Consider the following 14566-nt stretch of genomic DNA (forward strand, 5'->3'; position numbering starts at 1 on the left):
GGGGTGACTCCCCGTGGTGGTACCTCGTCCGCAGCGCCCGACCCGCTCGCCGTCGTCCAGGGGCCGGGGTACCGGTTCACCGTCTTGACCAGCAGGCTCATCCGGATGGAGCGCAGCGAGAGCGATGCGTTCGTGGACGGACCCACCCAGCTCGTCGTGCGCCGCCAGTTCGACGTGCCGGAGTTCACCGTCGCCCGGACGGCCGAGTCGCTCGACCTGTGGACCGAGCACCTGCACGTGCGGTACGACCTCGCAGCGTTCAGCGGTGCCGGCCTGTCGGTCTCGATGCGCACGCGTTCGCAGGCCGCCCACCGCACGACCTGGCACCACGGCGACCCGGTCGACTGGCAGGACGGGCGTCAGAGCAACCTCGGCGGGACCGCGCGCACCCTGGACGACGTCGACGGCGCCGTCGCCCTCGAGCCCGGGCTGCTCTCGCGGCACGGGTTTGCCGTGGTCGACGATTCCGCGACGCTCGAGGTGACGCAGGACGGCTGGGTCGCCCCGCGGGCGGGGACCGAGGAGGACCTGTACTTCTTCGGGTACGGCACGGACGTCCGCGGGGCGTTGCGGGACTTCTTCCGGCTCACCGGCCCGAGCCCGATCCTGCCGCGCTGGTCGCTCGGCAACTGGTGGAGCCGCTACCACCGGTACTCGGCGCAGGAGTACCTCGCGCTCATGGACCGGTTCGCGGCGGCCGGCGTGCCGCTCTCGGTGGCCGTGCTCGACATGGACTGGCACCTGGTCGACATCGATCCGTCGCTCGGCAGCGGCTGGACCGGGTACACGTGGAACCCCGAGCTGTTCGCCGACCCGCCGGCCTTCCTCGCCGCGCTGCACGACCGTGGCCTGCACGTGACCCTCAACGTCCACCCTGCCGACGGCGTGCGCCGGCACGAGGCCGCCTACGCGGAGGTCGCGCGCGACCTGGGGCTCGACCCGGCCGACGGCACCGAGATCGGCTTCGACATCTCCTCGCGAGAGTTCGTGCGCGCCTACCTCGAGCGCCTGCACCACCCGCACGAGCGCATCGGCGTCGACTTCTGGTGGCTCGACTGGCAGTCGGGGACGCATACGCGGGTGCCGGGGCTCGACCCGCTGTGGATGCTCAACCGCGTGCACTACCTCGACTCGGGGCGCGAGGGGAAGCGCCCGCTGATCCTGTCCCGGTACGCGGGGCTCGGCAGCCACCGCTACCCGGTCGGCTTCTCCGGGGACACGATCACGACCTGGGCCTCCCTGGACTTCCAGCCGTACTTCACCGCCACCGCCGCGAACGTCGGCTACTTCTGGTGGAGCCACGACATCGGTGGCCACCTCGGCGGCGCCAAGGACATCGAGCTCACCACCCGGTGGTTCCAGCTCGGGGTGTTCTCCCCGATCAACCGGCTGCACTCCACGAGCAGCCCGTTCACCTCCAAAGAGCCGTGGCACTTCGGCCCCGAGGCCGAGCGGATCATGGCGCGGTTCCTGCGGCTGCGGCACCAGCTCGTGCCCTACCTGTACTCGGCGATGTGGGTCTCGCACACCGACGGGGTCGCGCCGGTCCGGCCGATGTACCACGACCATCCGACCGCGCCCGAGGCGTACGAGGTCCCGAACCAGTTCCTGTTCGGCCCCGACCTGCTCGTGGCTCCGATCACGACGCCGGTCGACGCCGGCACCCACCTCGGTCAGGTCACCGCGTGGCTGCCCGAGGGCACCTGGTTCGACTTCTTCACCGGCCGCCGGTACGACGGCGGTCGTCGCCTCGCGCTGCACCGGTCGATCGCGCAGATGCCGGTGCTGGCGCCGGCGGGCGCCGTCGTGCCCCTGGCCGCCGACCCGCTGGCCGACGCCGGCGCGAACCCGGCGGCGCTCGTGCTCCGGGTCTTCCCCGGGGCCGACGGCGGCTGCGTCCTGCTGGAGGACGACGGTCGCGGCGATCCCGACGTGGCCGACCGCCAGGAGACCGCGATCTCCCTGACCTGGCACGGCGGCGATACGGGCCGTCCCGACGGCGCCGAGGCGGCGTCGGTCGTGCTCCGAATCGAGCCGCCGACCGGGCCGGGCGTACGCACGGTCCGCATCCTCACGATCGAGCTGGTCGGGGTGGACCGGGTCGCCGGGGCCGCGGCGCGCACCGGGGAGCGCGAGGTCGACGCCGTCGTCGTGCCGGCCGACGCGACCGGGCCGACGCGCGTCGAGCTGGGCTCCGTGGATCTCGCGCGCGGCCTCGAGGTGCGGCTCGACGGGGTGCGGACTCGCGCGGCGGACCTCGCAGCGGCCGTGTTCGCCCTGCTCGACGACGCCGAGATCGCTTACGACGACAAGGAGCGCGTCATGGCTCTGACCCTCTCGTCGGGTGGCACGGAGCTGTTGGGTGCGCTGCACCCGCTGGGCCTGGCGGGGAACCTCTACGGGGCGCTCGTGGAGCTGATCTCGGCCACCGCCGAGCGCTGATCGCCCACCGGACCCGGCCCGCTGCGGTCGGGTTCGATCGGCGCCGTGCGACGGGCGCGACGCCCGGTTTGGGCGTCTAATCGAGGCATGATCCAGTCGACGGTCCAGCTCGCCCGTCACGGTCAGGCCCACGGGTACGCCGTCGCCGCCGTGAACATCCTCGACGATCTCAGCCTGCGTGCTGCGATCGCCGCGGCGGTCGAGCTGTCGTCCCCGCTGATCATCCAGGTCTCGGTCAAGACGGCCCGCGCGATCGGCGTCGACCTCATGACGACGACCTTCGTCTCCGCGGCCGGTCCGGCGCCGGTGCCGGTCGCGCTGCACCTCGACCACTGCCCCGATCGCGAGCTGATAGCCGCCGTCGTCGCGGCCGGCTGGTCCTCGGTGCTCTTCGACGCCTCCGACAGGGACCTGGACCAGGCCGAGGCCGAGACGCGCGAGGTGGTCGCGCTGGCGCACGCTGCGGGTGTCGACGTCGAGTCGGAGATCGAGAACATCATCGGGGTCGAGGACGGGGTCGGGTCGGACACCGCCCTGCACGCCTACTCCGTGGAGGTCCTCGCCGAGGTGGCCGTGCGGACGGGGGCGGACCTGCTCGCACCCCAGCTCGGGACCGCCCACGGCAGCTACACGCGGCTGCCGGTGCTGCTGCCCGAGCGGGTCCGGGCGCTCGCCCGGCTGTCCGACCGGCCCATCGTGCTGCACGGCGGGACGGGGCTGAGCGAGGCCGACTTCCGGACATTCATCGACGCGGGCGTGTCCAAGATCAACATCTCGACCGGCCTCAAGCTCGCCTACATGCACGCGGCGCGGGATCACACCCAGCGGGCCGAGGTCACCGGCAAGTGGGACCCACCGTCGATGTTCGCGGACATCTCGCGCGCGGTCACCGCCGAGGTCGCCCGGTACCTGCAGATCTTCGGCTCGGCCGGTCGCGCCGAGGCGCTGGTCCCGCGATGAGCCCGGCGCTGATCTTCGACTGCGACGGCGTCCTGGCCGACACCGAGCGGTACGGGCACCTGCCCGCCTTCAACGAGACCTTCGCCGAGGTGGGGCTCGGCGTGCGGTGGAGCGACGAGGACTACGCGCGGGTCGTCACGATCGGCGGCGGCAAGGAGCGCATGGCGAGCCTGCTCACCCCCGAGTTCATCGCGCGCGAGGGCCTGCCCCGCGACGAGGAGGGCCGCAAGTCGATGATCGCGCTCTGGCACCGGCTCAAGACGGCCAAGTACACCGCGAAGGTCGCCGCGGGCGTGCTGCCCGCCCGGCCGGGCGTGGCCCGTCTGGTCGAGCAGGCCGCTGCAGCTGGCTGGTCGCTCGCGGTGGCGTCCACGTCGGCCGAGCCGTCGGTGCGCGCGGTCCTCGAGCATGTCGTCGGGCGCGAGCGCGCGGCCGACTTTGCCGTGTTCGCCGGGGACGTCGTCGGGCACAAGAAGCCCGCGCCCGACATCTACCTGCTCGCGCTGCGCGGGCTGGGGGTCGCGGCCCAGGACGCCGTCGTGATCGAGGACAGCGCGAACGGCCTCGCGGCCGCGCTCGCGGCCGGCCTGACGACCGTCGTCACGGTGAGCGCTTACACCGCGAGCGAGGACTTCACCGGAGCGGCGCTCGTCGTCTCCAGCCTCGGTGACGCGCCCGACGAGATCACGCGGGTGCTGCAGGACCCGCACCGGCTCGACATCGGCGACCAGGTCGATCTTGCCGACCTGGCCCGGCTGATCAACCCACCGAAGGAGTGAGACGGATGGCCACAGACGTTGCCGACATCGAGTTCGTGGTGCGCGTGATCGCCGAGACGGCGGTGGAGAACGAGACCTACTTCGGCGAGCTGGACTCGGTGGTCGGCGACGGCGACTTCGGCTACTCGCTCGCGCGCGGGTTCGAGATCGTCCTCGAGCACTGGGACTCGATCGACCGCTCCGACGTCGGCGCGTTCCTGCAGCGGGTCGCGATGATCATCGCCGGTCGGACCGGCGGGACGTCCGGTCCGCTCTGGGGGACCGCGTTCCTGCGCGCCGCGACCGTAGCCAAGTCCCACGACGTCCTCGATGCTGCGGCCTGCGTGGAGATGCTCACGGGGGCGATCGAGGGGATCAAGGCCCGCGGGGGCGCCGAGGTCGGCGAGAAGACGCTCCTCGACGCGCTCGTGCCGGTGCGCGACCGCGTCGCCGCGCTCGCCGCGCAGGGTGCCGGGGCGCAGACCGTGCTCGACGACGCCGCCGTCACCGCCCGCGCCGCCGCGGAGGCGACGACCCCGATGCAGGCCCGACGCGGCCGCGCGAGCTACACCGGGGAGCGCAGCATCGGCTCGCCGGACGCCGGAGCGGTGGCCGTCGCAGTCCTGACCGAGCAGATCGCGGCCCGCTGGCCCGAGCACGAGGCCGCTCGCACGAGCTAGCACCGCGACCCGCCCGATCGGTCGCTCACGAGTTTCACAGCAAGGAACCCAACCCATCACACCGTCGTGGAGGAAGCCGTGAAGAAGTTCGTGAACGACCCGAAGCAGTTCGTCCCCCAGATGCTCCAGGGGATCGCGCTCGCCAACCCGGACACGCTCAAGTACGTCCCCGAGTACAACCTGATCATGCGAGCCGACGCTCCCCGCCACGACAAGGTGTCGATCATCCAGGGGTCGGGCTCCGGGCACGAGCCGGCGCACGTGATGACGGTGGGCAAGGGGATGCTCGACGGCGCCTGCCCCGGCGACGTCTTCGCCGCGCCCCCGATGGACTACGTGTACGAGTCGGTCAAGCTGCTCGCCTCCGACAAGGGCGTGCTGCTTCTGGTGAACAACTACACCGGCGACAAGATGGCGTTCGAGATGGCGCAGGAGATGGCGGCAGCGGACGGCATGACGGTGCGCACCCTGTTCATCAACGACGACGTCGCGGTCGAGGACTCCACCTGGACGGTCGGGCGGCGCGGGGTGGCGGGCAACTTCTTCGTCATGAAGGCGGTCGGCGCCGCGGCCGAGGCCGGGGCCGACCTCGACGAGGTCGTGCGGATCGGCGAGAAGGTCAACTCCGTGACGCGGACCATCGGGATCGCGCTGACCGCGTGCACGCCGCCGGCCAAGGGGTCGCCGCTCTTCGCGCTGGGCGACGACGAGATCGAGGTGGGCGTCGGGATCCACGGCGAGCCGGGCCGCCGTCGGGCCAAGCTCGTCTCGGCGGACGAGATCGTCGACGAGATGCTGGCCGCCGTCGTCGGCGACCTGCCGTACGCCGAGGGCGACAACGTCGCGCTCATGATCAACGGGCTCGGGGGCACGCCGATCAGCGAGCTGTACCTGCTGTACGGCATCGCGCACCGCAAGCTCGCCGATCGGGGGATCGTCGTCACGCGGAGCTACGTGGGGGAGTACTGCACCTCGCTCGACATGGCCGGCGCGTCGTTGACGCTGGTCAAGCTGGACCCGGAGATCGACGAGCTGCTCGCCGCTCCGGCGGAGATCGCGTACCGGGTGTTCTAGAGGGGCCCGCCCACCCGCGATGCCGCGCGCGACACCTCCGCCCAGGGTCAGATCGTCTGGCCCTGGGCGGCCGTCATGAACCGGCGCTGGTAGCCCACGACCTGGTTGGCCGAGGCGAAGCGGGCGAGGTACCCGGGCTCGGCGGTGAGGACCAGCCGACGGGACATGTCCGCGAACTCGTCGCTCGCGAGCAGGCGGTCGATGTCCGGGTAGTTGCGGTCACCCTCCATCGAGCACACGATCAGGCGCGTCTCGGGCAGGTTGGCCGAGCGCAGCGCGCGCAGGTTGTGCCGGACGGTGTCCAGTCCGTCGGCGCCCGCGGGGGTCCTGACCTGGCGGTAGGCCACGATCTGCTCGGCCATCCGGCGTGCCTCGGTGAGGTCGAAGTCCGTGTCCGTGCGGGCCAGGTAGTCCTGCTCGATCAGGTAGCTGCGCAGCGAGGCGAGCACGTTCGGGTCCTCGGTGGCCGCGTAGTCGTCGAGCAGGCCCGCGAGCCGCGTCGACTGGAGCAGGCGGTGCCGGATGAAGGCGTTGATGAAGTACGGCCGGGCCTGCAGGGCGAGCTGGGCCTGGTGCGGCTCGAACATCAGCGTGAAGTTGACGCGGATGCCCTGCTCGCGCAGGCGCAGGGCCAGGTTGTGCCCGCGGAAGGCGTCGACGGTGGCGGGTTGCCACCACCGGCGGTCGAGGTGCTTGTCGCCGGAGAGCAGCTGACCGACGTTGTCCGCGTTGACCGGGCCGGTGTGCGGGACCTTGATGACCACCCGCCAGCGCGACAGCATCTCCCGGAACTTCTCGACCTCGGCCAGGATCCGGCCGAAGTCGGGGTCGAACGGGTTGTTGAGCTCCACGCTGATGTCGCACCCCGGACCCAGGACGCGGCCGATCTCGGCCATCACCTCGTCGCGGTCCTTGAAGAGCCCGCCCACGTTGGCCTCGGGGTTCTTCAGGAACAGGTCGTAGATGATCCCCGGGTTGCAGGTGAGGTTCGCCACGAGACCCGCGATCGGCGCGATCTCGTACGGGTTGGCGCTGTCGGCCGAGAAGAGCAGGTTCGTCGGCCGCAGGGCGCCGTCGGCGTCGTAGGAGATGTCCCGGATCAGGTCCGCCTCGAGCAGCCCGCCCGGCTCGACGTTCCACCCGACGCGGAAACCCGGCGGTGTGTGGCCCTCAGGGGTGCCGAAGTAGTCGATCACCGCCTTGAACTCGGCGGTGACGCCCAGATGCCGCGAGATCGTGCCGAGCTCGGCGAACGCCGTCGAGGTCAAAGGCTGGTCGAGCACTCGCCGGACGTAGGGCTCCTCGCCGATGACCGGGTGCAGGTCGAGCGTGCGGACGCGGTACGCCGGTGCACTGGCGGGGACCTCGGTTCGGGTGCTCATGGTGGCTCCTTGGGCCGCGGGTCGTGGGCCGGGTGCTGCCTTCTCATCGTCCACCGCCGCTGCGGTCCGCGCGCGGGCTGGCTGGTGGGCTGCCGTTCGAGACCGCGCGGCAGAGTATGTTAGGACATTAAGACAAAGAGAACCTATCGAGAAGAGACCCCGCCCATGCCACTCGTCCGCATCGACCTGCAGCAGGGGCGGTCCGCCGACCAGGTCCGCGCCATCGCCGACGCCGTCCAGGACGTCATGCTCGACGTCTTCGCGGCGCCCCCGGGGGACAGGTACCAGATCGTCACCGAGCACCCCGTCGGGCACGTCATCGCGGAGGGCTCGGGGCTCGGGATCGAGCGCAGCGACGAGCTCGTGATCATCCAGGTCTTCCACCAGGGGCGTACCACGGAGCAGAAGACCCGGGCCTACGGCGAGCTGTACCGCGTGCTGGCCGAGCGGACCGGGCTGGCCTCGGGCGACCTCATCGTGTCGATGGTCGAGAACACGCGCGAGGACTGGAGCTTCGCCGGCGGTCGCGCGCAGTTTCTCACGGGCGAGCTGTAGCGGCCTGCGTCAGCGGGCGAAAGTCAGTGGGAGAAAGTCAGTGGGCGAAAAGAGTGGTCGCGTAGCTGTAACGCGATGCTCGATACAGGTGCAGGCCGTGCTCGATCGGGCGGCCCGCGGCGTCGTACGCCGTGCGCTCCATCGTGAGCAGCGCCGCCTGCGGCTTCTCGCCGAGGACGCGCGCCTCGGCCGCGGTCGCCGCGCGGGCCCCGATCTGCTGCTGCGCCATGTGGATCTCGATCCCGCGGGTGCGCAGCGCGGCGTAGAGGCCGAGCTCGCCGAGCTCCGACTCGGTGGGCGCCAGCCCCGTCGGCAGGTGGTTCGTCATGAGCGCCAGGGGTTCGCCGTCGGCCGTGCGCAGCCTCCGGATCGTGACCACGTCCGTCCCGGGCGGGATCTCGAGCAGCCGGGCCACCTCGGGCGAACCCGGCCCTCGGGCGTAGCTGAGCACTGTCGTGGCCGGGGCGCGCCCGCTGGCGGCGAGGTCGTCGAACAGGCTGGTGAGCGCCACCTTGCGGCGCACGCGCACGGGTGCGACCTGGGTACCGACCCCGCGCTGACGCACGAGCAGGCCGAGTGCCACGAGTTCCTGCAGCGCGCGCCGCGTCGTCGGGCGCGAGACCCGGAGCCGAGCCGCGAGCGCGACCTCGTTCTCCAGCCGCGCGCCCGCCGCGAGCTCGCCGGACTCGATGCTGGCCTCGATCGCCGTGGCCAGCTGGTGGTACAGCGGCACCGGGCTCGAATGGTCGAGGTCGATCCGCAGCGGCACTGCGGGTTCAGTGGGCACTGCGGGTTCAGTGGGCACTGCGGGTTCAGTGGGCACTGCGGGTTCAGTGGGCACTGCGGGTTCAGTAGACACGGGGGGTTCGGTCGGCTCGTGGGTCTTGTTCGGCACGGCGGCGGTTGACCTTCCCTCTTGTGCGGACATTCGGCCGATATCTCAACCGATCCTCCGCACATCATTGCCCTGCCCGTGCCCTCGCGGGGACGACCCCGAGCCCGCAGGGACCAGAATGCGGCACGCAGCGCGACTCGGCCCCACGGCCGGGCGGCCGCTGCCGAGGCGGCGTGCGCCGCCCCGCGACGGAGAGGACGCCCGTGTCGGCGATCAACGATCAGCTCGAACCCACCCCGATCGGTGGACCAATCTCCCCGGACCGGCTCGACTCGCTCGTTGCCGACGCGAATGCGCAGGCGAGCACCACCCCGCGGTACTCGATGCGGGCCATCGCGACGGTCGTCACCCTCGGCGGGCTGCTGTTCGGCTACGACACCGGTGTGATCGCGGGGGCGTTGCCGTTCATGACCGACTCGGTGGCCAGCGGCGGGCTCGGGCTGAGCCCGGTCACCGAAGGCCTCGTGACCTCGTCGCTGCTGTTCGGGGCGGCGTTCGGCGCCCTGTACGGCGGCCGGCTCTCCGACCGGTACGGTCGCCGGCACAACCTGCTCGGCCTCGCGGGGATCTTCATCGTCGGCGCCGTCGGGACCGCGTTCGCGCCGAGCATCGCGGTCATGATCGCCGCGCGGATCGTGCTGGGGCTGGCAGTGGGCGGCGCGTCGTCGACCGTGCCGGTCTACCTCGCCGAGATCGCGCCGCAGGATCTGCGCGGGCGGCTGGTGGCGGTGGACGCCCTGATGATCGTCACCGGCCAGCTGCTCGCGTTCACCACGAACGCGGTCATGGCGAATCTGTGGGACGGGCACTCGATGTGGCGCTGGATGCTGCTGGTCGCCTCCGTGCCGGCCATCGCGATGTGGATCGGGATGCACTTCGTGCCGGAGACCGCGCGCTGGTACGCCGGCCGGGGCCGGTTCGCCGAGGCGGCCGCCGTGCTGACCGGCACCCGGCCCGTCGGCGCCGACATCACCGCCGAGCTCGGTGAGGTGCTCGCCGTCGCCGCGGAGTCCGCGGGCCGGGCCAAGGGTGGCTGGGCGGATCTCGCGACCCCCTGGATCAAGCGCGTCGTCGTGATCGGTGTCGGCATCGCCATGGTTCAGCAGCTCACCGGCATCAACACGCTGATGTACTACGCGCCGACGATCCTCACCACGACCGGGCTGGGCACCGACACCGCCCTGACCGCGACGATCGCGAACGGCGTCGTCTCGGTGGCCGCGAGCGCCGTCGGGCTGTGGCTCGTGGGTCGGATGCCGCGCCGTCGGCTGCTGATCACCGGCCAGGTCGGGATCATCGTGTCCCTGATCGCCATCAGCACCACGTTCCGCCTGCTCGTGCAGCCCGGTCTCGAGGCCGGCACGACGCCGTCGACGGTCGGGTCGTACACCGTCCTGGGCTTCATGCTGCTCTTCCTGCTCTTCCAGCAGGGGGCCGTCTCGCCGGTCACCTGGGTCATGCTGTCCGAGATCTTCCCGCTGCGGATGCGCGGCTTCGGCATGGGCGTCGCCGTCTTCGCGATGTGGATCATCAACGCCATCATCTCGTTCAGCTTCCCGGTGCTGATCGACACCTTCGGCGGCGCCGGCACGTTCCTGGTGTTCGCCGCCGTCAACGTAGGAACCCTCGCGTTCACCTGGCGCACGGTGCCGGAGACCGCCCACCTCACCCTGGAAGAGCTAGAGACCGAGCTCCAACGCACCCTCTCCTGACCACCCGAATCCCCCCACCCCCCCACCCCCCACCCCAGCCCCAACCCGGCCCGCGAACTCGGAGGTTTGCCTCGAACTCGAACATCGCGGTGTCCTAGTTCGAACGAAACCTCCGAGTTCGCGGGCTGCTTTTGCGGGTCGGGTTTGCGGGTCGGGGTGGCGGGTGGGGATCGGGGTTAGACGAGGAGGTAGGACGCCGACAGGATCGTCAGGGTCAGGACCAGGCGGTCGAAGAGCTTCTGGTTGATCCGGCGGGCCAGGCGGCGGCCGATCAGGGCGCCGACGACGACGGCGGGGGCGAGCACCAGGTCGAGCCGTAGGGACCCGGCGCTGATCAGCCCGAGCGAGATCGAGAACGGCGTCTTGGCGAGGTTGACCGCGAGGAAGAACCACGCCGCCGTCCCGAGGAACTGGTTGATCGAGAACCTCGAGGCGAGGAAGTAGAGCGACATCACCGGGCCGCCCGCGTTGGCGACCATGGTGGTGAACCCCGCGAGCACGCCGTACGCGCCGGTGTCGACCCGGCGACCCGCACCGGACGTGATCGGAGCGCCGGCAGCATCGCGTGCGCCGGTCTCGAGCGCCCCCGTCCGGCGCTCGCGGCGGCGGGCGCCAGCGCGGCGCAGCAGCGTGACGGCGACCAGCGCGAGCAGGATCACGCCGATGACGCGGCGGACGGCGGCGTCGTCGGCGATCGCGAGGAACAGTGCGCCCACGCCGATGCCCGCGAGCACGGCCGGCACCATCCGGCGCAACGTCGCCCAGTCGGCGTGCGCGTGGTAGCTCCAGACCGCGAACAGGTCACCCACGATCAGCAGGACGAGCAGGGCGCCGGTGGACGAGCGCGCGGGCAGGACGGCGGCGAACACCGCCACGGCGATCGTGCCCGCGCCGGGCAGCGCCGTCTTGCTCAGCCCGACCAGGGCGGCGGCGGCCGCGAGGAGCGAGAGGTCCAAAGGGGTGAGCTCGGGCACGACCGGAAGCCTAGGCCGACCGCGCTCAGGGACTCGTCAGCAGGTCGTCGATCATCGGGCCGGTGTGCCGGGCGTAGAGCCGGATCCGGTTGCGGCCGGCGTCCTTCGCCTCGAACAGGGCGACGTCGGCGGCGTGGAACAGCTCGTTCAGGGTGGTGCCGGAGCTCGGGTAGAGGGCCACGCCGCCGCTGAGGGTGCAGGGGATCACCCGGCCGGAGACCGGGATCCCGTCCCGTTCGCACACCGCGCGCACGTCGTCGGCGAAGGCGAGGCCGGTGGCGGCGTCGGCCCCGGGGATGGCGACGAAGAACTCCTCGCCGCCCCAGCGGGCCACGAGCGCCCCGGTCGGGGCGTGCACGCGGATCCGCTGGGCGAGCACCACCAGCGCCTCGTCCCCGACCAGGTGGCCGTGCACGTCGTTGATGGCCTTGAACCGGTCGATGTCGAGCAGGACGACGGCGAGCGCTGCGCCGGAGGCCTCGGCCGCCGCGACCATCTGGCCGAACCGCTCGACCATGAAGCGCCGGTTGTGCAGCCCGGTCAGCGCGTCCCGGCTGGACAGCTCGGCGAGGTCGGCGCGCAGGTGCTCGATGGTGTCCACCTGCCGGACCAGGCGGGTGTTCGCGGTGATCAGGCTCCTGGCCAACGCGTTCGCCTCGGTCACGTCGCGCGCGACGAACACCAAACCGAGGACGCCCCCGCGCGCGTCGAGCAGGGGCGAGGTGCGCACCTGGAACTCGGCGGGCCCCTCGGGCAGCTGGACGGCGAGCGCGAGGTGCGTCTCGTCGGCGCCGATGGTCCGGCCGAACAGGTCCTCGCACGAGAGCCCGATGAGATCCTGCGGCGCGCCCGGGCGCATCGCACGGACCAGCGAGGTCCCGGCCGCGTTGAGGTCGAGGATCCGACCGGCCGGGTTGACGACCATCACAGCATCACCGATCTGGTCGACGATCAGCGCGCGGGCGACCGGTGAGAACGTGATCAGGTCCTGCTTGACCAAGGCGTAGGTCATGATCACGCCCGTCGCGGCCAGGCAGAAGGGCGTCGGGTCCAGGGCTTCGTTGAAGCCGCCCAAGATGTACACGACGTTGCCGACGATCGGGATCGCGGTCGCCAGGAGGAAGGCGAGCCGCTGCCGCCGAAAGGCCGGCGACGCCGTCCACCAGCCCCACGCGATCACCACGGCACCGATCCCGAACGCGAGGTAGCAGTACCCGGTGTGCGCCCAGTAGCCAGGGGTGTGGAGCCACCCGGCCGAGCCGGTCAGCTCCGCGACGCCCGACCCGCCGTACAACCAGCGGCGCCACGGGCTGGCCAGCTCGGCGGCGGCGACCATCGCCGGCTCGACGAGCAGGATGGCGATCAGCCAGCCGGGCGGGGTCCACTGCGGGAAGGTGCACGCGAGGGCGACGCATCCGAACGCGCCGGCAGCGATCGACATCGCCGGCAGGATCACCAACGAGGCGACCGCCGCCGTCGTCTCGTCGGCCGAGAACAGGGCGATGGCGGCGGCGCCCGAGGCGACCGTGAGGGCCAGCATCACGACGACGAGCGAGGCGGCCAGGGTGGGGTTGTGCGCCCGACGGCGCCAGGCGACGTGCGCGACGGCCGCGAACACGAGGGCCGCGATCGCATACGAAAGACCGACGGGGTCGTGCAGCACCATCGCCCTCTCGATTCGTCGTGGAGCCCCTCCGGGGTCACCGGTTGCTCACTTCATCGGCCGTACGCGCGCGAGGTTGAGGAATTGGTCATCCCATGACGGTGGGCGGCGGCACGCGGGCGGTGCCGGGGACGACGATGTACCCGCCGGTCACGTCCCCCAGCACGCGCATGCGGGGGTCCCGACCGCCCCAGAGCCACGCGAGGTAGGCGCACAAGATCGCGTCGATCTCGTCCTCGATCGCGCCGAGCTGGCTCTTGCGCTCGGCGGTGGCCGCGGCCCGGCGCAGGGCCGCCCACCGTGGCGATCGCGACAGCTGCAGAGGGTCCTCGCACGTGCGCTCGAGGTGGTCGAGGAGCAGCGCGAACGCGGCGCGGAGCGAGTCGACGTCGCGCCCCTTCTTCGCCTTGTACGGCAGCACCCGCTCGAGGTCGAACAGGATCACCATGGCCGGGTGCGGGTACACCTCGATCGCCACGGACGTGCCGGTGCGCGGCACCGTCCCGGGGTCCGGGTCCCAGCCGAACCGCGTGGCGAGCGTCGCCGCGCGCGGCGGGTCGAGGTGCGGCAGCGACCGGTTGGCGGGGTACGCCCCGGCGTGGAACCGGCCGAACTCGGCGGCGACGAGCGCCTCGCAGGCCCGGCGCCCGGTCAGGTTCGGCACGATGAGCGGGGCGTCGATCGCGGCCACGAGCTCCCCGGCGGCGTGCTCGGCGACGAAGTCCGCGATCTCGTCGTCGGTCCGCACGGCCCCCGACGCGACCAGCCGGCCGTCGCGGTCGAGCGCCGCCAGGCCGGTCCGGGCGGTCCGGCCCCACGCAAGGTCCAGGCCGAGGTAGCTGGTCATGCGGTGAGTCCGCTCATGCGGCGCGGGGCGCGATCCCGGTGAGCACGACCGCGACCGCGGCGTCGATGAGCCCCGCGTCGAGATCGTGGTCGTCGTCGCCGGGGAGCATCGCGAGCCCGAACAGCATCGCGAGCAGCACGACGGCGGCCCGCTCGGCGTCGACCTCGGGCCGGATCCGGCCCTGGTGCTGCTCGGCGGCGAGGTACGCGGCGAGGTAGGCCGGCGGGCCGGGCAGCGGTCCGGCGGTCGAGGCGGCCTCCTGCAGGCTCTGCGCGAGCTCGGGGTCGGCGCGCAACGACAGCTCGAGCGGCAGGAGGTCCGCGCGCAGCCGTCCGAGCCGGATCAGCGACTCGACCAGGTTCGCCTGCACCGTGCCGGTGCCGGCCAGAGCGGGCAGGCGTTCGACCCAGTCGAGGATCGGCGCGTTGCGCTCGAGCACGGCGGCGAAGAAGAGCTGTCGCTTGTCCGGGAAGTGCCGGTAGATGGTGCCCTCGGCGACGCCCGCGGCCGCGGCGATCGCGCGCGTGGTGGCCCGCGCGTAACCGACCTGGCCGACGACGTCCGTCGTCGCCTCGATCAGCTTCGCGCGGGTGCGCTCCCCGCGTGCGCTCATGCCGACTCCTT

13 protein-coding genes are annotated in these 14566 nt (G+C 71.9%); 7 read left to right on the top strand and 6 right to left on the bottom strand.

The annotated features are described in order from the left end of the window. Nucleotides 1-3 precede the first annotated feature (3 nt). The 5 genes from VTA80_RS13575 to dhaK all read left to right on the top strand — a co-directional run bounded on the left by VTA80_RS13575 (nt 4) and on the right by dhaK (nt 5914). A complete protein-coding gene (locus VTA80_RS13575) occupies nt 4-2442 on the top strand; it encodes a TIM-barrel domain-containing protein (protein WP_407341626.1) in 2439 nt (812 codons plus the stop codon). Between the two features lie 87 nt (nt 2443-2529). Next, nucleotides 2530-3402, top strand: coding sequence for a class II fructose-bisphosphate aldolase (locus tag VTA80_RS13580; protein ID WP_407341627.1), 873 nt, complete (start codon nt 2530-2532; stop codon nt 3400-3402). Then, entirely contained in the window at nt 3399-4181 is a 783-nt protein-coding gene (locus tag VTA80_RS13585) for an HAD-IA family hydrolase (protein WP_407341628.1), read from the top strand. The genes VTA80_RS13580 and VTA80_RS13585 overlap by 4 nt, the downstream gene beginning before the upstream one ends. 5 nt (nt 4182-4186) lie before the next feature. Further along, nucleotides 4187-4840, top strand: coding sequence for a dihydroxyacetone kinase subunit DhaL (gene dhaL, locus VTA80_RS13590; protein WP_407341629.1), 654 nt, complete (start codon nt 4187-4189; stop codon nt 4838-4840). 78 nt (nt 4841-4918) lie between these two features. Next, on the top strand, nt 4919-5914 hold the full coding sequence (gene dhaK / locus VTA80_RS13595; RefSeq protein ID WP_407341630.1) for a dihydroxyacetone kinase subunit DhaK: 996 nt from the start codon (nt 4919-4921) through the stop codon (nt 5912-5914). A gap of 47 nt (nt 5915-5961) precedes the next feature. On the opposite strand, the gene VTA80_RS13600 is transcribed toward dhaK, so the two are convergent. Beyond that, nucleotides 5962-7296, bottom strand: a complete 1335-nt coding sequence (locus VTA80_RS13600; protein ID WP_407341631.1) for a transaldolase family protein — start codon at nt 7294-7296, stop codon at nt 5962-5964. A 165-nt stretch (nt 7297-7461) separates the two neighbouring features. Between VTA80_RS13600 and VTA80_RS13605 the strand changes: the two genes are divergently transcribed. Continuing rightward, nucleotides 7462-7851, top strand: a complete 390-nt coding sequence (locus VTA80_RS13605) for a tautomerase family protein (protein WP_407341632.1) — start codon at nt 7462-7464, stop codon at nt 7849-7851. Nucleotides 7852-7888: 37 nt separating this feature from the next. Here the strand turns inward: VTA80_RS13605 and VTA80_RS13610 are convergent, their stop codons facing one another. After that, the gene (locus VTA80_RS13610; protein ID WP_407341633.1) at nt 7889-8638 is read right to left on the bottom strand and encodes a GntR family transcriptional regulator; all 750 of its coding nucleotides are present in this window, start codon (nt 8636-8638) and stop codon (nt 7889-7891) included. A 311-nt stretch (nt 8639-8949) separates the two neighbouring features. On the opposite strand from VTA80_RS13610, the gene VTA80_RS13615 reads away from it, so the two are divergent. Next, entirely contained in the window at nt 8950-10458 is a 1509-nt protein-coding gene (locus VTA80_RS13615) for a sugar porter family MFS transporter (RefSeq protein ID WP_407341634.1), read from the top strand. Between the two features lie 176 nt (nt 10459-10634). Here the strand turns inward: VTA80_RS13615 and VTA80_RS13620 are convergent, their stop codons facing one another. The 4 genes from VTA80_RS13620 to VTA80_RS13635 all read right to left on the bottom strand — a co-directional run bounded on the left by VTA80_RS13620 (nt 10635) and on the right by VTA80_RS13635 (nt 14555). Further along, the gene (locus VTA80_RS13620) at nt 10635-11432 is read right to left on the bottom strand and encodes a sulfite exporter TauE/SafE family protein (protein WP_407341635.1); all 798 of its coding nucleotides are present in this window, start codon (nt 11430-11432) and stop codon (nt 10635-10637) included. Nucleotides 11433-11457: 25 nt separating this feature from the next. Next, entirely contained in the window at nt 11458-13098 is a 1641-nt protein-coding gene (locus VTA80_RS13625; protein WP_407341636.1) for a diguanylate cyclase, read from the bottom strand. A gap of 85 nt (nt 13099-13183) precedes the next feature. Beyond that, entirely contained in the window at nt 13184-13942 is a 759-nt protein-coding gene (locus VTA80_RS13630) for a DUF429 domain-containing protein (RefSeq protein ID WP_407341637.1), read from the bottom strand. Between the two features lie 13 nt (nt 13943-13955). Further along, nucleotides 13956-14555 carry a TetR/AcrR family transcriptional regulator gene (locus VTA80_RS13635; protein ID WP_407341638.1) on the bottom strand — a complete coding sequence of 200 codons (600 nt, stop codon included), beginning with the start codon at nt 14553-14555 and terminating at the stop codon, nt 13956-13958. Nucleotides 14556-14566 lie beyond the last annotated feature (11 nt).

The organism is Pengzhenrongella phosphoraccumulans, from assembly GCF_045689905.1.
Classification (GTDB): domain Bacteria; phylum Actinomycetota; class Actinomycetes; order Actinomycetales; family Cellulomonadaceae; genus Pengzhenrongella; species Pengzhenrongella phosphoraccumulans.